21 protein-coding genes are annotated in these 17,977 nt (G+C 73.0%); 7 read left to right on the top strand and 14 right to left on the bottom strand.

What is annotated here, in order from left to right; genetic code table 11:
* Window positions 1-37: 37 nt before the first annotated feature.
* The 7 genes from EMA09_RS23025 to EMA09_RS22995 are packed head-to-tail and all read right to left on the bottom strand — an operon-like array spanning window position 38 to window position 6,478.
* The gene (locus EMA09_RS23025; RefSeq protein WP_129842887.1) at window positions 38-712 is read right to left on the bottom strand and encodes a 3-oxoacid CoA-transferase subunit B; all 675 of its coding nucleotides are present in this window, start codon (window positions 710-712) and stop codon (window positions 38-40) included.
* Window positions 712-1,407 (bottom strand): 3-oxoacid CoA-transferase subunit A, encoded by a 696-nt coding sequence (locus EMA09_RS23020; RefSeq protein ID WP_129842886.1) that lies wholly within the window; start codon window positions 1,405-1,407, stop codon window positions 712-714. Before EMA09_RS23020 ends, EMA09_RS23025 begins: the two co-directional genes overlap by 1 nt.
* Window positions 1,404-2,597 (bottom strand): thiolase family protein, encoded by a 1,194-nt coding sequence (locus tag EMA09_RS23015; RefSeq protein ID WP_129842885.1) that lies wholly within the window; start codon window positions 2,595-2,597, stop codon window positions 1,404-1,406. The genes EMA09_RS23020 and EMA09_RS23015 overlap by 4 nt, the downstream gene beginning before the upstream one ends.
* The gene (locus EMA09_RS23010; RefSeq protein ID WP_346655850.1) at window positions 2,594-3,847 is read right to left on the bottom strand and encodes an FAD-dependent oxidoreductase; all 1,254 of its coding nucleotides are present in this window, start codon (window positions 3,845-3,847) and stop codon (window positions 2,594-2,596) included. Before EMA09_RS23010 ends, EMA09_RS23015 begins: the two co-directional genes overlap by 4 nt.
* Before the next feature lie 11 nt (window positions 3,848-3,858).
* Window positions 3,859-4,491 carry a maleylpyruvate isomerase family mycothiol-dependent enzyme gene (locus EMA09_RS23005; RefSeq protein WP_129842884.1) on the bottom strand — a complete coding sequence of 211 codons (633 nt, stop codon included), beginning with the start codon at window positions 4,489-4,491 and terminating at the stop codon, window positions 3,859-3,861.
* Entirely contained in the window at window positions 4,488-5,315 is an 828-nt protein-coding gene (locus EMA09_RS23000; protein ID WP_129842883.1) for a fumarylacetoacetate hydrolase family protein, read from the bottom strand. Before EMA09_RS23000 ends, EMA09_RS23005 begins: the two co-directional genes overlap by 4 nt.
* Window positions 5,316-5,317: 2 nt before the next feature.
* On the bottom strand, window positions 5,318-6,478 hold the full coding sequence (locus tag EMA09_RS22995; RefSeq protein ID WP_129842882.1) for a cupin domain-containing protein: 1,161 nt from the start codon (window positions 6,476-6,478) through the stop codon (window positions 5,318-5,320).
* 72 nt (window positions 6,479-6,550) lie between these two features.
* On the opposite strand from EMA09_RS22995, the gene EMA09_RS22990 reads away from it, so the two are divergent.
* The 3 genes from EMA09_RS22990 to EMA09_RS22980 all read left to right on the top strand — a co-directional run bounded on the left by EMA09_RS22990 (window position 6,551) and on the right by EMA09_RS22980 (window position 9,472).
* Window positions 6,551-7,327 (top strand): IclR family transcriptional regulator, encoded by a 777-nt coding sequence (locus tag EMA09_RS22990; protein ID WP_129842881.1) that lies wholly within the window; start codon window positions 6,551-6,553, stop codon window positions 7,325-7,327.
* A gap of 61 nt (window positions 7,328-7,388) precedes the next feature.
* Entirely contained in the window at window positions 7,389-7,940 is a 552-nt protein-coding gene (locus EMA09_RS22985) for a TetR/AcrR family transcriptional regulator (protein ID WP_240796526.1), read from the top strand.
* Window positions 7,937-9,472, top strand: coding sequence for an MFS transporter (locus tag EMA09_RS22980; RefSeq protein WP_129842879.1), 1,536 nt, complete (start codon window positions 7,937-7,939; stop codon window positions 9,470-9,472). Before EMA09_RS22985 ends, EMA09_RS22980 begins: the two co-directional genes overlap by 4 nt.
* A gap of 87 nt (window positions 9,473-9,559) precedes the next feature.
* Here the strand turns inward: EMA09_RS22980 and EMA09_RS22975 are convergent, their stop codons facing one another.
* From EMA09_RS22975 to EMA09_RS22960, 4 genes are all read right to left on the bottom strand, one after another.
* On the bottom strand, window positions 9,560-9,793 hold the full coding sequence (locus tag EMA09_RS22975) for a hypothetical protein (RefSeq protein WP_129842878.1): 234 nt from the start codon (window positions 9,791-9,793) through the stop codon (window positions 9,560-9,562).
* Window positions 9,794-9,877: 84 nt separating this feature from the next.
* Window positions 9,878-10,477 carry a cysteine hydrolase gene (locus tag EMA09_RS22970; protein WP_129842877.1) on the bottom strand — a complete coding sequence of 200 codons (600 nt, stop codon included), beginning with the start codon at window positions 10,475-10,477 and terminating at the stop codon, window positions 9,878-9,880.
* Between the two features lie 193 nt (window positions 10,478-10,670).
* On the bottom strand, window positions 10,671-11,063 hold the full coding sequence (locus EMA09_RS22965) for a Fic family protein (protein WP_129842876.1): 393 nt from the start codon (window positions 11,061-11,063) through the stop codon (window positions 10,671-10,673).
* A complete protein-coding gene (locus tag EMA09_RS22960; RefSeq protein ID WP_129842875.1) occupies window positions 11,060-11,254 on the bottom strand; it encodes a ribbon-helix-helix protein, CopG family in 195 nt (64 codons plus the stop codon). Before EMA09_RS22960 ends, EMA09_RS22965 begins: the two co-directional genes overlap by 4 nt.
* A 199-nt stretch (window positions 11,255-11,453) precedes the next feature.
* Here EMA09_RS22960 and EMA09_RS28700 point away from each other — a divergent pair, with 199 nt between their 5' ends.
* On the top strand, window positions 11,454-11,855 hold the full coding sequence (locus EMA09_RS28700; RefSeq protein WP_206305987.1) for an FAD-dependent oxidoreductase: 402 nt from the start codon (window positions 11,454-11,456) through the stop codon (window positions 11,853-11,855).
* Between the two features lie 10 nt (window positions 11,856-11,865).
* Window positions 11,866-12,243, top strand: coding sequence for a DUF664 domain-containing protein (locus tag EMA09_RS28695; protein ID WP_240796525.1), 378 nt, complete (start codon window positions 11,866-11,868; stop codon window positions 12,241-12,243).
* 25 nt (window positions 12,244-12,268) lie between these two features.
* Here the strand turns inward: EMA09_RS28695 and EMA09_RS22950 are convergent, their stop codons facing one another.
* Both EMA09_RS22950 and EMA09_RS22945 read right to left on the bottom strand, forming a co-directional pair.
* Complete coding sequence (locus EMA09_RS22950; RefSeq protein WP_129842874.1) at window positions 12,269-13,624, bottom strand: class I SAM-dependent RNA methyltransferase; 1,356 nt, start codon at window positions 13,622-13,624, stop codon at window positions 12,269-12,271.
* A 50-nt stretch (window positions 13,625-13,674) separates the two neighbouring features.
* A complete protein-coding gene (locus tag EMA09_RS22945; protein ID WP_129842873.1) occupies window positions 13,675-15,708 on the bottom strand; it encodes an APC family permease in 2,034 nt (677 codons plus the stop codon).
* An 84-nt stretch (window positions 15,709-15,792) separates the two neighbouring features.
* Between EMA09_RS22945 and EMA09_RS22940 the strand changes: the two genes are divergently transcribed.
* The gene (locus tag EMA09_RS22940; RefSeq protein ID WP_129842872.1) at window positions 15,793-16,458 is read left to right on the top strand and encodes a TrkA family potassium uptake protein; all 666 of its coding nucleotides are present in this window, start codon (window positions 15,793-15,795) and stop codon (window positions 16,456-16,458) included.
* A complete protein-coding gene (locus tag EMA09_RS22935) occupies window positions 16,458-17,171 on the top strand; it encodes a TrkA family potassium uptake protein (RefSeq protein WP_129842871.1) in 714 nt (237 codons plus the stop codon). Before EMA09_RS22940 ends, EMA09_RS22935 begins: the two co-directional genes overlap by 1 nt.
* A gap of 23 nt (window positions 17,172-17,194) precedes the next feature.
* Here the strand turns inward: EMA09_RS22935 and EMA09_RS22930 are convergent, their stop codons facing one another.
* Entirely contained in the window at window positions 17,195-17,977 is a 783-nt protein-coding gene (locus EMA09_RS22930; protein ID WP_129842870.1) for a DUF3159 domain-containing protein, read from the bottom strand.

The raw sequence follows: 17,977 nt of genomic DNA, 5'->3' as shown, positions 1-17,977 counted from the left end.
GCCGGGATCCTAACGCCCGCCCGCGAGCGGCCCCCGGTCAGCCGATGAGGTCGACGGGGAGCCGCTCGCGCAGCCCGGCCACCGTGATGCCGTACGTCTCCTTCACCCGCACCCCGTCGGGACCCGGCTCGAAGACACCGTGGTCGGTGTAGACGAGGCTCACGCAGCCGGCACCGGTCAGCGGACAGGTGCATTCGGACACCAGCTTGGGGGCGCCGTCGCGGGTGAACAGCCGCATCATCACCAGCACCCGCCGCGCGCCGACCGCCAGGTCCATCGCCCCTCCCACGGCCGGGACGGCGTCCGGGTCGCCGGTGTGCCAGTTGGCGAGGTCGCCGTGGTGCGAGACCTGGAACGCGCCGAGGACGCACACGTCGAGGTGGCCGCCCCGCATCATGGCGAACGAGTCGGCGTGGTGGAAGTACGCCGCGCCCGGCAGCTCCGTGACGGGCACCTTCCCGGCGTTGGTGAGGTCGGGGTCCACCTCGTCGCCGGTGGCCGCCGGCCCCATGCCGAGCATGCCGTTCTCGGTGTGCAGGACGATTCCCGCGTCCGCCGGCAGGTGCTCGGCGATCCGGGTCGGCTGTCCGATGCCGAGGTTGACGTAGGCGCCGGGCGGGATGTCGCGCGCGATCCGGGCCGCGAGTTCGTCGGTGGTGAGCGGCCCGCGGTCGGCGTGCTCGCGCGGGGCCGCGGCGTGGGTCGTCGTCATCAGCGGGCTCCTCGCACGGTCAGGCGGCGGGCCTCGGCCCGCACCAGGCGGTCGACGTAGATGCCGGGGGTGACGACGGTCTCCGGGTCGATCTCCCCCGCGGGCACGATGTCGGTGACCTGGACGATCACGGTGCCGGCCGCCGTCGCCATCACCGGCCCGAAGTTCCTGGCCGTCCTGCGGTAGACGAGGTTGCCCGCGGTGTCGGCGCGGTGCGCCGAGATGAGGGCCACGTCACCCTTGATCGGGTGTTCCAGGACGTGGGTGCGCCCGTCGATCCGCCGGGTCTCCTTGCCCTCGGCGAGCGGCGTGCCGACGCCGACGGGGCTGTAGAACGCGCCGATGCCGGCCCCGGCGGCCCGTATCCGTTCCGCCAGGGTGCCCTGCGGGACCACTTCGAGATCCACGCGGCCCGCCCGGTACAGGCCGTCGAAGACGTACGAGTCGCTCTGCCGCGGGAAGGAGCAGATCACCTTGCGGACGCGGCCCGCCGCCAGCAGCGCGGCCAGGCCCACGTCACCGTTGCCGGCGTTGTTGGACACCACGGTCAGGTCCCCGGCGCCCTGCCGGATCAGCGCGTCGATCAGGTCGAACGGCATGCCGGCGAGACCGAACCCGCCCACCAGGACCGTCGATCCGTCCGCCACGCCCGCCACGGCCTCGTCGGCCGTGGCGGCGATGGTCGTCGCGCTCATCGGCCGCTCACCTCCCCGGTGACGTTCTCCAGCACGACGGCGAGGGCCTGGCCCACGCCGATGCAGATGGCGGCGACGCCCCACCGCTCCCGCCGCTCGCGCAGCACCTTCGCCAGGGTGCCGAGCAGCCGGCCGCCGGAGGCGCCCAGCGGGTGCCCGATCGCGATGGCGCCGCCCCTGACGTTGACGATCTCCGGATCGACGCCCCACGCGTCCAGGCACGCGAGCGACTGCACGGCGAACGCCTCGTTCAGCTCGACGGCACCCACGTCGCCCCAGCCGATGCCGGCGCGTCGCAGCGCCTTCCCGGCGGCCTCGACCGGCGCGTACCCGAACAGGGGCGGCTCGACGGCGTGCACGCCGCGCCCGGCGACGCGGGCGACGGGGTCGAGGCCGATCCGGTCCGCGGCGGTCCCGGTGCCGAGCAGCAGCGCGGACGCCCCGTCGCTGAGCGGCGACGCGTTGCCGGCGGTGATCGTGCCGTCCGGGCGGAACGACGGCTTCAGGGCGGCCAGCTTCCCGGGGTCGGTGTCGGGCCTGATGCCCTCGTCGCGCGGGAGTCCGTCGACCGGCAGGACCAGGTCGTCGTAGAAGCCCTCGTCCCAAGCGCGCGCCGCGAGCCGGTGGGAGCGCAGCGCGAACGCGTCCTGCCGCTCGCGGGTGACCGGGTACCGCTCGCGGAGCAGTTCGTTGGACTCGCCCAGCGACACCGTCCACTCGGCGGGCATGGCCGGGTTGACCAGCCGCCAGCCCAGGGTGGTGGAGACGGCGGTGGTGTGGCCGGCGGGGAAGGCGCGGTCCGGTTTGGGCAGCACCCAGGGCGCCCGGGTCATGGACTCGACGCCGCCGGCGACGGCGATGTCCGCGTCACCGGACTCCAGGGCGCGCGACGCGGTGATCGCCGCGTCCAGGCCGGAGCCGCACAGCCGGTTGACGGTCGTGGCGGGCACGCTCACGGGGAGCCCGGCCAGCAGGACGGCCATCCGGCCCACGTTGCGGTTGTCCTCGCCGGCGCCGTTGGCGTTGCCCCACACGACGTCGTCGATCGCGGCGCGGTCGAGGCCCGGTGCCCGGTCGAGCAGGCCGGCCAGCGCGGTCGCGGCGAGGTCGTCGGGGCGTGTTGCCGCGAGGGCGCCGCCCAGACGGCCGAACGGTGTGCGGACGGCGGCGTACAGGTAGGCGTCGTTCATGCCGCGCTCCCCTCGGCGACCGCGGCGTCCAGCGGGACCGGCGTGAACATGGGCGGCTCCTGGTCCGGCGTGAGCGCGGTCGGGCCGTACAGCCAGTCGACGAAGGAGTAGTCGTACGTGTCGCGGGCGCGCAGCAGCGCGTTGCGCTGCTCGCGCGGGACGCCGTCGAGGTGCCACAGCTCGCCCCACGCGCGGGAGGTGGTGAGCACGCGGCGGCAGTGCTCGGGGCGGACCGCCTCGTAGGCGGCGAGGGCGGCGTCCCAGTCGACCGTGCCGTCGGCGGCGCGGTGGCGGGCGACGTGCTCGCCCAGCACCCAGCCGTCCTCGATCGCCATGACGGCGCCCTGCGCGATGTACTGCAGCGGCGGGTGCGCCGAGTCGCCGAGCAGCGCGATCCGACCGTGGACCCACGTCATGACCGGGTCGCGGTCGAACATGCGCCACCACTTGTCCCGCCACATGAACGGCAGGCCGTCCCTGACGAAGTCGCAGGTCGCGGCGAAGGCGGCGTCGAGTTCGTCGGGCGTGCCCCAGTCGTCCCGCCCCGCCAGGGCCTTCGGCGACTCGAAGACGGCGACCTGGTTGAGCAGTTCGCCGCCGCGCAGGCCGTAGTGCACGAAGTGGCAGCGGGGGCCGACGTACACGGCGACCTCGCCGAGGTCGACGGCCGCCACCCGCGGCAGTTCGGCGGGGACGGTGCCGCGGTAGGCGACGTACGCCGAGGAGACGGGCTCGTCGTCCACGAGCAGCGCGCGGGCGACGGAGTGCAGTCCGTCGGCCGCGATCACGACGCCGGCCTCGTGGGTCTCCCCGTCGGCGAGGGTGACGCGGGCGCCGTCGGCGGTGTTCCCGTACGAGATCACCCGCGCGTCCGTGATCAGGTCGACGCCGGCGCGCCGGCACGCCCGCAGGAGCAGGCCGTGCAGGTCGCTGCGGTGGATGACGAGGTAGGGGTGGCCGTAGCGCTTCTCCAGGTCGCGCAGGTCGAGGCGGGTCAGCTCGGTGCCGTCGACGGCGTCGCGCATGACCATGGAGTCGGGGACGACGCCGAGGCTCCTGGCCTCCGCGAGCAGGCCGTAGTCGTCGAGGATGCGGGTGCAGTTGGGCGCGAGCTGGATGCCGGCGCCGACCTCGCCGAACTCCGCCGCGCGTTCCAGCAGGCGGACGCGCAGGCCGCGGCGGGTCAGTGCGTACGCGGCGCCGAGGCCGCCGATGCCGCCGCCGACGACGATCACATCGGGGTGGGTCATGGTCCGGCTCCTCACAGCCACGGGCCGAGTTCGGGGGCGCCGGCGAGCGCGTGGGGGCGGCCGGTCAGCCAGGCCGCGACGTCCGGCAGCGGCCCGTCGGGCAGTCCGGTCAGGCCGCGCTTCTCGCGGACCTCGTCGACCAGCGCGGTCAGGAAACCGTCCGGCAGGTCGGCGAAGGCCGTGCCGGCGCCGAGGTCGACGGCGTGGACACACACCTCGCGGGCGCGCATCCACGGCAGTTCGGTGGCGGGGACGGTGCGGCCCTGGGCGGTGACGACCTCGTGGCGCCACTGCTCGTCGGTGAGCCCGTCGAGTCCCGCGGCGAGCCGGTGCGCCGAGTCGGTCAGCCAGGCACGCAGCTCGGCGGCCGACAGCGCCGGCCCCCTGTCGATGCCGGCGGCGCGTTCCCCGGGGGAGGCGTACATCGGTGTCCGCACGCCGGTGGCGGCCCAGCGCACGAGGTTGCCCAGGGCGTCGGCGTTCGCGGCGATGTGGGCGGCGAGGTGCGCCCGGGTCCAGCCGGGGAGCACGGTGCCGGCCGAGAGTCCTGCCTCGTCGAGGCCGGCGACGGCGGCGAGGACCCGTTCCGTGCCCGCGCGGACCCAGGCGCGCGCGAGGGCGGGGGTGCGTGCCGTGTCCGTCATGCTTCCACCACCCTGTTCACGCAGGCGCCGAGACCCGTGATCTCGGTGACCACCGTGCTGCCCGGGCGGAGGAAGACCTTCGGGTCGCGGGCGTTGCCCACGCCGGCCGGGGTGCCGGTGGCGATGATGTCGCCGGGGCGCAGGGTGATCACCGTGGAGATGTACCGCACCAGGAACACCGGGTCGAACAGCAGCGTCCCGGTGTCGTCCTGCTGCATCACCTGCCCGTCGACGAGCGTCGTGACACCGAGCGAGGGGCGTACGCCGCCGACCTCGTCGGGGGTGACGACGTAGGGGCCGACGGGGGTGGACGCCTCCCAGATCTTGCCCTGCGTCCACTCGATCGTGCGGAACTGCCAGTCGCGCGCGGAGATGTCGTTCATGACGGTGAAGCCGGCGATGGCGTCGGCGGCCTGCCGCTCGTCGGCGCGGCGCACCGCGCTGCCGATCACGAGGGCCAGTTCGACCTCCCAGTCGAGCGCGTCCGTCTCGGCGGGCTTGACGATGTCGTCGCGCGCGCCCAGCAGGGTGTCGGCGAACTTGGGGAAGAGGGTCGGGTGGTCGGGCAGTTCCCGGCCCATCTCCTTGATGTGGTCGGTGTAGTTGTGCCCGACGCAGATGATCTTGGAGGGGTTGGGCACGACCGGCGCGAGGTCGGCGCCGTCGGCGGGGTGGGTGGCGCCGGTGGCCGCGGCGGCCGTGGCGCGCCAGTCGTCATCGGCGAACAGCTCCCCCAGGTCGGCGTACCCGAGGTCGACCAGGACGTCGCCGTCGAGGCGGACCGCCCTGGTGCCGCCGGCGGTGCGGAGGGTGGCGAGCTTCATGGTCAGGCGTCCTTCTGGGTGCGGTCGAGCCGGAGCGCCTCGAAGACGGGCGCGTCGGAGAAGCGGAAGAGGTCGAGGGCGCCCTCGTCGGAGTCGGTCGCGCCGGCCTCGGACCTGGCGGAGAACGGCTCCCAGGACGGGACGACGAACAGGTCGCCGCGGGTCACCGTCCACGCCCTGTCGCCGACGGTCACCACGCCGGAGCCGTCGAAGACCTGGTACACCGACGATCCGGTCTCCCGGACCGGTGCGGTCTCGGCGCCGCGGACGACGCGGTGGAACTCGGCGCGGATCGTCGGCAGGACGTCACAGCCGTCGTGCGGGTTGGTGTACCGCACCGCGGCGTGGCCCGGCTCGACGGTGCCGCCGAAGCCCTCGCGCTCCAGGAGGCACTGGTCGCGGAGCGCGGCGTTGGTGTGCTCCCACTTGTACGACAGCAGCGGGCTGCCCGGTGTGGCCGGGGCGGCCGCGAGGGGGCGCAGGCCGGGGTGGCCCCACAGGCGTTCGGAGCGAGACCGCTCGGGGGTGATGCGCTCGGTGTCGTCGATCCCGTCGCGGCCGAACTCGAAGAACTGTGCCTCGGTGGCGTACTGGAGGGGGATGTCCAGGCCGTCGATCCACGCCATCGGCTCGGACGTGGCGTTGTGGTGGGCGTGCCAGTTCCAGCCGGCCTGCGGGAGGAAGTCGCCGCGGTTCATGGGCACCGGGTCGCCGCCGACGACCGTCCACACGCCCGAGCCCTCGACGACGAAGCGGAAGGCGTGCTGGGTGTGCCGGTGCTCGGGGGCGTCCTCGCCGGGCATGAGGTACTGGATGGCCGCCCACAGCGTCGGCGTGGCGAACGGCCTGCCGCCGAGGGACGGGTTGGCCAGCGCGATGGCGCGGCGCTCGCCGCCGCGGCCGACGGGGACCAGGTCGCCGGCCCGGGCGGCGAGCCGCCGCAGCCGGTCCCAGCGCCACAGGTGCGGCACGGCGCGCGAGCGGGGGTGGGCCGGCATCAGGTCGCCGATCTCGGTCCACAGCGGGACCAGCAGTTCCTGTTCGAAGCCGTGGTACAGCTCTTCGAGCGCCGGGGTGACCTCGGGCTGCCCCTCGGCGGCGACAGCCTGGAGCCGGACCGGGGAACCCGTGGCGGTGTCATGGGCTATGGAGGTCTCAGTCACGGCATCAGCGTGCGCCGCGCCCGGCAGGGAGAACCGGTAGATTCTGGAGAGCAGAATCAATAGGACGGACCCATGGACAAGCCGCTCAAGACGCCGCCGCCGTATCCGATCGCCAGCGTGGACCACGCGCTGCGGGCGGCGGCCATCCTGCAGATGGAGGGCGGCGCGACCGTCTCCCAGATCTCCGAACGGCTGGGCGTCGCCCGCTCGACCGCCCACCGGATCCTTTCGATGCTCGTCTACCGCGACTTCGCCGTCCAGGACGAGGACCGCGTCTACCGCGCCGGTCCGGTGCTCGAGATCGCCGCGCACTCCCAGTCGCTCGTCTCCCGGCTGCGCGCGGCGGCCCTGCCCCACCTGCGCCGGATCGTCGACCTGCTGGACGAGACGGCGAACCTCGTCGTGCGCACCGGGGACACGGCGCGGTTCATCGCCAGCGCCGAGTGCCGGCAGTCGCTCCGGGTGGGGTCGCGCGAGGGCATGGTGTTCCCCGCGCACCGCACCACGGCCGGGCTGCTCCTGCTCGCCGACCTGCCCGAGGGGGAACTCGACGGGGTGTACGCGGCCGAGCGCTACCGCGACCGTCCGGCCGACCGCCCCGACCTCGCCCGCCTGCGCGCGGAACTGGCCCGGCTGCGGCGTACCGGGTTCGCCGTCAACCGGGAGCGGTCCGAGCGGGGGCTGACCGCCGTCGGCGTCCCCGTGCGCGACCGGGACGGCCGTGCGCTGGCCGGCCTGTCGGTGTCGATGCCGAGCGTGCGGTACGACCCGCACCGTCTCCAGTCCCTGGTCACGACCCTGACCGCCGCGGCGCACGCCCTGGAGGACGACCTGGCCGAGCGGCACTGACCACCGAGGCATCCATGCACCACCTGAGACGCCAATGTCTCACATGGCGTACCGTTGTCTCATGAGCTTCGATCGTGACCATGTCCTGCGCGCCGCGGCCGATCTGCTGGCGCGGAGGTCCACGGCGACCCTGGAGGAGGTCGCCCGCGCGGCCGGCATCAGCAGGGCGACGCTGAACCGTCACTTCGCCGGCCGCGACGCCCTCGTGCGCGCCCTGGAGGACCTCGGCATCGCCGAGTGCGAGACGGCCCTGGACGCGGCACACCCCGAGGAGGGGCCGGCCGCGGACGCGGTACGCCACCTCGTCCGCGCGATCGAGCCCAGCGCGGGCCTGCTCGCCTTCCTCTACTCCGAGAACCAGCTCTTCGAGGGCGAACAGCAGAACCCGGGCTGGTCCCGCATCGACGAACGGCTCACCCGGCTGTTCCGCCGGGGCCAGGAGCGCGGCGAGTTCCGCTTCGACCTGAGCGCGGCGTGGCTCACCGAGGCCCTCTACGGCCTGCTGGCCGCCGGGAGCTGGGCCGTCGCCGAGGGCCGGATGGCCCGCAACGACTTCGGCCACATGGTCGTCGAGCTGCTGCTCGGCGGCGCGACACGGCGGAGCGGATCGTGACCGCCGCACCGCGCCCGGCCGAACGGGCGGCCGGCGTACGGCAGCAGCCGGGCCGCTGGCTGGCCCTGGGCGTCCTGGTGCTCGCCGTCCTGCTCGTGGCCGTGGACGCCACCGTGCTCGGCCTCGCCACGCCCTACCTCAGCGAGGATCTGCAGCCGTCCGGCACCCAGTTGCTGTGGATCGGCGACGCCTACTCGTTCGTGATCGCCGGCCTGCTGATCTCCATGGGCAGCCTGGGCGACCGTATCGGCCGCAAGCGCCTGCTGCTGCTCGGCGCCACCGCGTTCGGGCTGCTCTCGGTGCTCAACGCCTACGCGCACACGCCCGGGACGATGATCGTCACCCGCGCGCTGCTCGGTGTCGCCGGCGCCACGCTCATGCCGTCCACGCTGGCGCTGATCCGCAACCTCTTCCACGATCCGCGGGAGCGCAGCCTCGCCATCGGCATCTGGAGCGCCGCCGCCTCGGCGGGCATGGCGATCGGCCCGATCGTCGGCGGCTTCCTGCTCGAACACTTCTGGTGGGGCTCGGTCTTCCTCATCAACCTGCCGGTGATGGCCCTGCTGGTCGCCGTCGGGATCAAGCTGCTTCCGGAGTCGCGCAACCCCTCCCCCGGCCCCTGGGACCTGCCGAGCGTGCTCCTGTCGCTGATCGGCATGGTCGGCGTCGTCTACGCCGTCAAGGACACCGCCGCCGACGGGGTCACCTGGCCCGCCGCCGGCGCGGGGCTGCTGGGCGCGGCGGCTCTGTGGGCGTTCGTCCGGCGCCAGCGCAGCCTGCCCGTCCCGCTGGTCGATGTCCGGCTGTTCCGCAACCGGGGCTTCAGCGGCGCCGTCCTGGCGGATCTGCTGACGATCCTCGGGCTGTCCGGGCTGCTGTTCTTCCTCTCCCAGTACCTGCAACTGGTCCAGGACCGGCAGCCCGTCGAAGCCGGCGTCGCCGAACTCCCGGCCGCGGTCGGCGCCGTCGTCGCCGGCCTCGTCGCCGGCACCGCGGCCCGGCGCTTCTCCGTACGCGCGGTCGTCTCCGGCGGCCTCGCGGTGATCGGCCTGGCGCTGGCCGCGCTGACCACGATCAACGTCTCCACGGGCTATCCCCTGCTCGGCACCGCCCTGCTGGTGGTCGGCTTCGGCGCGGGACTGTCGTTCACGGTCACCGCGGACGTCATCCTCACCGCCGTCCCCGAGGACCAGGCCGGCGCCGCCTCGGCGGTGTCGGAGACGGCGTACGAACTGGGCACGGCCCTCGGCATCGCACTGCTGGGCTCCGTGGTGACCTCGATCTACCAGGACTTCACCGGCCCGGCCGGCACACCGGAGGCGGCACACGAATCACTGGCCGGAGCCGTGGTGGCCGCATCGCACATGCCCCCCGAAACAGCCGCCACACTGCTCACCGCGGCACGCGAGTCCTTCACCACCGGAATGACGACCGCAACAGCCGTGGGCGCGACATCACTCCTCCTCGCCTCGGCTATCGCATGGTTCCTGCTACGCGACCAAGAACTGACCAACGAGCCGACTCACCACTGATGCACCGCCGCAAGCGACCTCGAAGGTCGGGTATCGGCCGCCACATGCTCCGCGTTCACCGACGACTGGATAAGCGATCAAGGACACTCAGAAGCACGTTGGCGCATCGAGGATGCGAACGCCCGTCAGCGGGCTGCTCCCCCCGACGATCCAGCTCTCGTTCGGTGGGATGCACACGACCGTGCCGGTGCTGTGGCGGATATGCACAACATTGTCGTCGCGGGTGTTGGCGACAAGAAGATTCGGGCCTGCGGGCCGTGACGGCAGATTCCGATGGAAGCTCGTCACATCCTGGAACTGCCCGATGGTCGTGCCGTTCACCCACATACTCCCGTCCGTCGCGAAACGAGTGCACGAAGGTGCGCGCGAACCCTGGCTCGCGGGAGGGCCGGTTCCCGGTCCGGGTCAGTCGGTTCGCAGCATGTCACGCAGTTCGGTGGTGTCGATGACGTGTGTCCGTGACGGGAGTACTCGACGGAGCAGAACGGCATGGGCTTCGGTGTCCGGGTCCGCGATGCAGTCGGAGAGAACGTAGAGCCGGTAGTCGCGGTCGGCCGCGTCGATGACGGTGGACAGGACGACGCCGCTCGTACTGACGCCGCAGACGACCAGCGTGGTGACGCCGCGTTCGCGCAGCCGCCGGTCGAGGTCGGTGGTGGACATGCCGCCGAAGCGGGTCTTGCGTACGACGATGTCGCCGTCCCTGGGAGTGAGACGCTCGTGGAAGGCGGACATGGGGTCCTCGTGATGCATGCCGCGATGCCGGGCCAGCGGGGCGAACGACTTGTTGCCGGCGGGGATCGCGTCCCAGTCGGCCTCGGTGAAGCCGGAGCGCACATGGGCGACGATGCCGCCCCTGCCGCGGACTTCGGCGACGGCCCTCTCCGCGCGGCCGATCAGGGCCTCGCGGTCCCCGCCTTCGGGCAGCGCGGCGAGGACCGCCGGCTGGTAGTCCATGACGAGGAGCCCGGTCTGCGCGGGGTCGAGTGCGGGGGCAGTGGTCACGCGGATGCGCTCCTTGCTGTCGTCGTGCCTGATCGCGGCGCCTGTCGCCGTCAGTGGTGCGCGACAGCCAATCGGGCAGCACAACAGCAGGTCAAACAACCGCTCTGCCGCCTGCGCACAACCACAGGTTGTACGCCGACGCCCGGAGCCACCCCCGGCCCGACGATGTGCGTGCCCGTCGTGCCGTCGGCTGTCAGACGAGGGGGAACCAGGCCGCAAGGCGCTCGATGACGGCCGGTACGTCGACGGTGTCCTGCGCGACTTCCTCGACGAACGGGCCGGCGACGGAGACGTGCGGCGGCGGGACTCCGGCACTCAGGCCGTTGAACCGCAGGAAGACACGCATCGCGAGCCACGCCGTGCGCTTGTTCCCGTCGATCAGCGCGTGATTCCGTGCCACGGAGTGCAGCAGAGCCGCCGCCTGCTCATGCGGTGTCGGGTACAGCTCGGTCCCGAACACGTTGGTCCTGGGCCGTTCGATCGCCGAGACCAGCAACCCCATGTCACGCACGCAGTGCTCGGTGCCGTTCACCGTGCGGGCGATGGTCAGGACCTCGTCGATCCGGAGATGGCGCACCGCGGTCACTTCAGGTAGTCCAGGATCTCCGCGTCACTGGCCGACAGCTCGGCCAGGACGTCCTCGACCCGCGGCTCGGCCCGGTCCAGCGCTTCCCGGACGGCCTCGACGGCGAGATCGTGCTTGCTGCGGCCCTCGCGGCGCGCCCGCTCGGTGAGCCTCGCGTCGAGATCGTCGGGGAGTCGGAGCGTCATCGCCATGCGGCGACGATATCGGTCCGGTACCCGGGGGCGGATCGTGGAGCGTCCACGACGGTTCCGCCGCCATCGCGCTTGCGAGACGGACCGGACCGTGTCGTATGATCTCCGTCCCGGCGCCGCGTGTAACGCCGCCGGCTCCGGAGGTTCACGGCGAGACGTCCGGACGCGTCGTGGCGCGTCCCAGGAAGAGGCACACCCCGTGAAGAGCGCAGGAACCGGACCGCGTCCGGCCGTCGAGTCGGACGTCGTCATCGTGGGGGGCGGCCCGACCGGCCTGATGCTCGCGGCCGAACTCTCCCTCGCCGGCGTACGCCCGCTCGTGCTGGAACGGCAGCCGAAACCCCGCGACACCCCGAAGGCCGGCGGGCTGGGCGGGCAGATCCTGGACCTGCTGAGCTACCGAGGGCTGCGGGAGCGCTGCGAAGCGGCGTGCGTCGGCCCCGTCCCGGCTCCCCGCTTCCCGTTCGCCGGTCTGCACCTCGACTTCACCGAGCTGCCCGATCCGCCCATGCACGCCCTGGCGCTCCCCCAGCAGCAGTTGGAGCAGGTGCTCGGCGCGCGCGCCGCCGCAACTCGGCGTCGCCGTCCGCCGTGGCCATGAGGCGACCGGCATGCGGCAGGACGACGACCGGGTGGTCGTGGACGTGCGCGGCCCCGAAGGTCCCTACCGGGTGACCGGCCGCTACCTGGTGGGGTGCGACGGCGCCCGCAGCCGGGTCCGCGACTGGGCGGGCATCCCGTTCCCCGGCACCACCTACCCGGAGGTCAACCGGCTCGCCCGCATCGCCCTGCCCGACACCGTGACCGTGCACGGTGACGGCGACCTCGACATCCCCGGCACGGGCCGGATCCGCGCGGGCTTCACCCGGACCGAGACACCGCCGCCTTCACTCCGCTGGATTTTCGTGCACATGATCGAGGGAACAGCCCGGCACACCGGCCACGCGGACATCCTCCGGGAACAGCTCGACGGCTCCGTCGGCCGGTGACGCCGCATCGGACCGCGTGCGCAGGTCAGGAGCCCTTCGTGGCCGGTTCCAGGATGGCGACGCACTCCATGTGGTGGGTCATCGGGAACAAGTCGAACGCCCGCAGGAAGCGGGGTTTGTAGCCCGCCGTCCTGAAGTCCGCCAGGTCGCGTGCCAGGGCCGCCGGGTCGCAGGCCACGTAGGCGATCCTGCGTGCGCCCAGCGCCGCCAGGTGGCGTACGACCGTGCGGCCCGCGCCGGAGCGCGGCGGGTCGAGGACGATGAGGTCCGCCTGTGTCACGCCGGTCCGCGGCAGGACGCGTTCGACCGTGCCCTGTTCGACACGGACGCGCGGGAAGTCGGCCAGGTTGTGGCGCGCGTCGGCCACGGCGCGGGGCGATGCCTCGATGCCGAGGACCGCGCCCCGCTCGCCCACGCGGTCGGCGAGCGCGCCCGCGAAGAGGCCCACGCCGCAGTACAGGTCGAGCGCCGTCTCACCCTTGCGCGGGGTGAGGCCGCGCATCACCGCGTCCACCAGCAGGGCGGCCGCCCGCTCGTGCACCTGCCAGAAGCCGCCGCCGCTCACCCGCCACGTGCGGTCGTCGGCGCGTTCCCGGACGAACGGGCGGCCGTGCACCCGGTGCAGCGCGGGTTCGCCGCGGCCGCGCTGCTCCTCCGCCCGCAGGACGGAGACTGGGCGGTCGAGTTGCACGAGCGGCAGCCGGCCCCCGGGGCGGGGCGTGAGCACGACCAGGCGGTCGTTCGACCCGGTCGCGCCGACCGCCTCGACGGAGGCCGTCGCGGGCCACTCGCGGGCCTCGACGCCCAGCTCCTCGACGCTCTCGGCCGCGATCAGGCACCGGTCGATCGGCTGGACCTCGTGCGAACGGTGCTTGCGCAGCCCGGCCCGGCCCTCGTCGTCCACCGCGAACTGGACCCGCGTGCGCCACGCCGGCACCTCACCGGGCGCGACCTTGTCGCCCGGCGCCGGCTCGACCGTGCCGTCCCAGCCGGCCTCCTCGGGCGTCAGGCCCGCGAGCCGCTGGAGCTGCTCGGTGAGGACCTCGCCCTTCAGCCGCCGCTGGGCACCGGGCTTCGCGTGCTGCCAGTCGCAGCCGCCGCAGGCGCCCGGCCCGGCGAAGGGGCAGGGGGCCTCGACACGGTCCTTGGACGCGTCCAGCACCCGCACGGCGTCGGCGCGCAGGAAACGGGAGTCCTCGTGCCCCTCCGTCACGCGGACGACGGCCCGCTCGCCCGGCAGCGCGTGCCGTACGAACAGGACGCGGCCCTCCTGCGTGCGGGCGACACAGTGGCCGCCGTGGGCCACCGGGCCGATCTCGACCTCGTACTCCTGGCCGACGAGGGACGCGGCCGTGGACGACGAGGGATCAGCGGTGGCCATGGGCGGGGAACTCCTGAGAACGGGGGTGCGGGGCGCAGCAGCGGTCCAGTCTACGGCCGCCGCCGCGACGGCCCCGCCCCCCGCCGCACGGCCCCCGGCGCGCGGAGCTGGGAGCGCCGTCTGGCACGCCGTTTCGCGCGCGCCCTGGCCGCCTCGGCGGAGTTCAGCTGCCAGGGGACGGACGTCACGGTGACGCCGGGCGCCAGCAGGAGGCGGCCCTTCAGGCGCAGGGCGCTCTGGTTGTGGAGGATGTTCTCCCACCAGTGCCCGACGACGTACTCGGGGATGATGACGCTCACCACGTCGTTGGGGTGGGCGCGGCGCAGGCGCTTCACGTAGGCGATGACGGGGTGCGTGATCTCGCGGTACGGGGCGTCGAGGACTTTGAGCGGGATGTCGATGTGCCGGCTCCGCCACTCCGCCTTCAGCTGTCTCGCGGCGTCCGCGTCCACGGCGATCGTGATGGCGACGAGGCTGTCGGCCCGTACGAGCTTCGCGTAGGACAGGGCGCGCAGTGTCGGCTTGTGGATCTGGGACACGAGGACGACGGCGTGCACCTGGGAGGGCCGTACGGTGAGCACCGTCTCGGGCACGTCCACGGCCAGCTCGTCGGCGACCTGGTCGTAGTGGCGGCGGATCAGCGTCATGAGCGCGTAGAACACGGCCATGCCGACCAGTGACACCCACGCGCCCTGCGCGAACTTCGTGATCACGACGATGACCAGCACGAGGAGGCACAGCCCGGCGCCGAAGCCGTTGAGTGCCCGGGCGCGCAGCATGCGGCGGCGGACGGCGGGGTCGGTCTCGTGGGGCAGCAGCCGGTTCCAGTGCCGGACCATGCCGCTCTGGCTGAAGGTGAACGACACGAAGACGCCGACGATGTAGAGCTGGATGAGCTGGTTGACGTTGGCCTCGAACGCGGCGACGAGCAGCCCGGCCAGCACGGTCAGGAAGACGATGCCGTTGCTGAAGACGAGCCGGTCGCCGCGCGTGTGGAGCTGGCGGGGGAGGTAGCGGTCCTGGGCGAGGATCGAACCGAGGACGGGGAAGCCGTTGTAGGCGGTGTTCGCGGCGAGGAAGAGGACGAGCGCGGTGGCGGCGGCCAGGATCACGAAGGGGATCGAGCCGTCGCCGAAGACGGTGGCGCCGACCTGCGCGATGACGGGGTCCTGGTGGTAGCCGGGGCCGACCGGTTCGCCGTCGGCGAGCAGATCGCGCGCCGGGTGCTCGGCGACCCGGACGTCACCGGCGAGGGCGAGGGCCATGATGCCGAGGAACATGGTGGTCGCGAGGACGCCCATGACGGTGAGGGTGGCGGCGGCGTTGCGCTCCTTCGGCTCGCGGAACGCCGGCACGCCGTTGCTGATCGCCTCGACGCCGGTCAGCGCCGCGCAGCCGGAGGAGAAGGCCCGCAGCAGCAGGAACGCCATCGCCGGCGCCGCGAGGTCCGTCTGCTCGGCCACGATGTCGAGGTGGGCCGTCGGCGCGCGCATCGTGTCGCCGAGGACGAGCCCGCGGACGGCGCCCCAGGCGACCGTCCCGAGGACGCACACCACGAACAGGTACGTCGGGACGGCGAACAGCGTCCCCGACTCCCGGACACCGCGCATGTTCATCAGCATCAGCAGCAGGACGACGACCAGCGCGCACAGCACCTCGTTGCGCTCGACGAACCCGACGGCGGAGCCGAGATTGTCCACGCCCGAGGAGACGGACACGGCCACGGTCAGCACGTAGTCGACGAGGAGGGCACTGCCCACCGTCATGCCGGCGTGCTGCCCGAAGTTCGCGGAGACGACGGCGTACGCGCCGCCGCCGTTCGGGTAGGCGTGCACGGTCTGCCGGTACGAGGCGACGACGGTGACCATCAGGACGACGACGGCCAGGGTGATCCAGACGCTGTTGTGGTACGCCGCCAGCCCGGCGATGGAGAGGATGAGCAGGACCTCGCCCGGCGCGTAGGCCACCGACGACAGGGGGTCGGACGCGAAGACGGGGAGGGCGAGACGCTTCGGGAGGAGGGTCTCGTTCAGGTCGTCGCTGCGGAGCGCGCGGCCGAGGAGCAGGCGTTTGGTAACGGCCATGATCGGGACATTACCGCCGGTGACCGGCCCGGGGAGGGACGCACGGTCGTGACCCGGGTAGCGTGGTGCGCACGAAGGAGACGTATGCACATCGTGATCATGGGCTGCGGCCGGGTGGGCGCGACCTTGGCGCTGAATCTGGAGGAACGGGGGCATTCCGTCGCCGTGATCGACCAGGACCCCACCGCGTTCCGGCGCCTCGGCTCGCGTTTCGCGGGCCGGCGGGTGACGGGCCTCGGTTTCGACCGGGACACGCTCACCGAGGCCGGGCTGCAGGACGCGGGCGCGTTCGCCGCCGTCAGCAGCGGGGACAACTCGAACATCATCGCCGCCCGCGTCGCCCGCGAGGTGTTCGGCGTGGAGAACGTGACGGCGCGGATCTACGACTCGCGGCGCGCCGAGGTGTTCGAACGCTTCGGCATCCCGACCGTCGCGACCGTCCGGTGGACGGCGGACCAGATGCTGCGGCGTCTGCTGCCGGCCGGGGCCGAGCCGCTGTGGCGGGACCCGAGCGGCGGTGTCCAGCTCTCGGAGGTGCACGTGGCGCCGGCGTGGGTGGGCCACCGGGTGAGCCGCTTCCAGGACCGCACCGGGGTACGGGTCGCGTTCCTGACGCGGCTCGGCGAGGCCATGCTGCCGACCGCGCGGACCGTGCTCCAGGAGGGTGATCTGGTGCACGTGATGATGTACAGCGATCAGGTCGCCGAGGTCGAGGCGGCGTGCCTGCTGGGTCCCGAGGAGGGTTCCTGATGCGGGTGGCGATCGCCGGAGCGGGCGCGGTGGGCCGTTCCATCGCGGGTGAGCTGCTGGAGAACGGGCACCAGGTGCTGCTGATCGACAAGTCGCCCGAGGCGGTGTCGGTGGCGCGGGTCCCGGAGGCGGAGTGGCTGCTGGCCGACGCGTGCGAGATCAGCACGCTGGACGAGGCGGCCCTGGAGCGCTGCCAGGTCGTCATCGCGGCCAGCGGCGACGACAAGGTCAACCTGGTGGTGTCCCTGCTCGCCAAGACGGAGTACGCGGTGCCGCGGGTCGTGGCGCGGGTGAACAATCCGAAGAACGAGTGGCTGTTCACCGACGCGTGGGGCGTCGATGTGGCGGTCTCGACGCCGCGCCTCATGTCGGCGCTGGTCGAGGAGGCCGTGTCGGTCGGCGACCTGGTGCGGCTGCTGCGGTTCAGCCAGGGCGAGGCGAACCTCGTCGAGGTGACCCTCCCGGAGGGCGCGCCGCTGGTCGGGACGCGGGTCGGCGAGGTGGCGTGGCCGCACGACACGGCGCTCGTGACGATCATCCGGGGGGCGCGTGTGCTCATCCCCGACCCGGACGACGCGCTGGCGGCCGGGGACGAGCTGCTGTTCGTGGCGGCGCAGGACCGGGAGGGCGAGCTGCAGACCCTGCTGAGCCCGGGCGGCACTCCCCCGCCGTCGGACGGGCCGCTCGACATGCCCGGCGCGCCACGGCAGTGACGCGCCGGGCCGCCGGACAGGCTCTAGGCGCCGCTGCCCTCGCCGGCCTGCACGGCCCCCTCCTGCTCCGCCGGCCCGTCGGCGGAGCGGGCGGCGGCCTCCCTTTCGGCCTTCTCGGCCTTCTCGGCCTCCTCGCGGGCCTCCCACTCGGCGATCACGTCGATCGGCGCCGGCGCCTTCACCAGGATGATCCAGGTGAAGTACACGGCCACGAGGAACGGCGGGATGCCGAGGGCCACCCGCAGCCAGCCGAGCTGGGTCGCGTCGCCCCAGAAGTAGATGGGGAAGGTGATCGCCGACTTGGCCAGCAGGATGCCGCCCCATACGTAGCTGGCGCGGGTGTAGGCGACCTTGCGGCCCGGGTTGCGGGTGCGCCAGGAGAGGTTCTCGCGGAAGACGGGGCCGAGCATCAGGCCGAGCAGCGGGACCCCGGCGAGCGAGGTGACGATGTACGCCACGGCGAGGCCGAGGGTGTACAGCATGCCGGGCAGGTAGAAGTTCTTCGCGTCGCCGGAGATCATGGCGAACACGGCGCCGAACGCCACGCCGAAGACGCCGCTGAACGCGTGCTTCACCGTGTCGCGGCGGGCGAGCCTGGCGATGGCCAGGACCGCCGAGATGCTGAGCGCGGCGACGGCCGAGACGTTGATGGAACGGTTGATCGTGTAGCTGAGCACGAAGACGAGGCCCGGCACCGTCGTCTCGATCATGCCCCGGACGCCGCCGAACGCCTCGAAGAAGGCCGCTCGCGTGGCCGCCTCGTCCGGTGTCTGCGGGGCGACGGTGCGGCTGTCGGGTGAGCTCAC

Origin of the sequence: Streptomyces sp. RFCAC02, from assembly GCF_004193175.1 — a bacterium.
Classification (GTDB): domain Bacteria; phylum Actinomycetota; class Actinomycetes; order Streptomycetales; family Streptomycetaceae; genus Streptomyces.
Note: the sequence above shows the minus strand (reverse complement) of the source record. Positions and strands in the feature narration are given on the sequence as shown.

Coding starts and splice junctions, on each gene's coding strand:
- EMA09_RS23025 (WP_129842887.1), bottom strand. CDS start 712: ATGACGACGACCCACGCCGCGGCCCCGCGCGAGCACGCCGACCGCGGG.
- EMA09_RS23020 (WP_129842886.1), bottom strand. CDS start 1,407: ATGAGCGCGACGACCATCGCCGCCACGGCCGACGAGGCCGTGGCGGGC.
- EMA09_RS23015 (WP_129842885.1), bottom strand. CDS start 2,597: ATGAACGACGCCTACCTGTACGCCGCCGTCCGCACACCGTTCGGCCGT.
- EMA09_RS23010 (WP_346655850.1), bottom strand. CDS start 3,847: ATGACCCACCCCGATGTGATCGTCGTCGGCGGCGGCATCGGCGGCCTC.
- EMA09_RS23005 (WP_129842884.1), bottom strand. CDS start 4,491: ATGACGGACACGGCACGCACCCCCGCCCTCGCGCGCGCCTGGGTCCGC.
- EMA09_RS23000 (WP_129842883.1), bottom strand. CDS start 5,315: ATGAAGCTCGCCACCCTCCGCACCGCCGGCGGCACCAGGGCGGTCCGC.
- EMA09_RS22990 (WP_129842881.1), top strand. CDS start 6,551: ATGGACAAGCCGCTCAAGACGCCGCCGCCGTATCCGATCGCCAGCGTG.
- EMA09_RS22985 (WP_240796526.1), top strand. CDS start 7,389: ATGAGCTTCGATCGTGACCATGTCCTGCGCGCCGCGGCCGATCTGCTG.
- EMA09_RS22960 (WP_129842875.1), bottom strand. CDS start 11,254: ATGGCGATGACGCTCCGACTCCCCGACGATCTCGACGCGAGGCTCACC.
- EMA09_RS28695 (WP_240796525.1), top strand. CDS start 11,866: ATGCGGCAGGACGACGACCGGGTGGTCGTGGACGTGCGCGGCCCCGAA.
- EMA09_RS22950 (WP_129842874.1), bottom strand. CDS start 13,624: ATGGCCACCGCTGATCCCTCGTCGTCCACGGCCGCGTCCCTCGTCGGC.
- EMA09_RS22945 (WP_129842873.1), bottom strand. CDS start 15,708: ATGGCCGTTACCAAACGCCTGCTCCTCGGCCGCGCGCTCCGCAGCGAC.
- EMA09_RS22940 (WP_129842872.1), top strand. CDS start 15,793: ATGCACATCGTGATCATGGGCTGCGGCCGGGTGGGCGCGACCTTGGCG.
- EMA09_RS22935 (WP_129842871.1), top strand. CDS start 16,458: ATGCGGGTGGCGATCGCCGGAGCGGGCGCGGTGGGCCGTTCCATCGCG.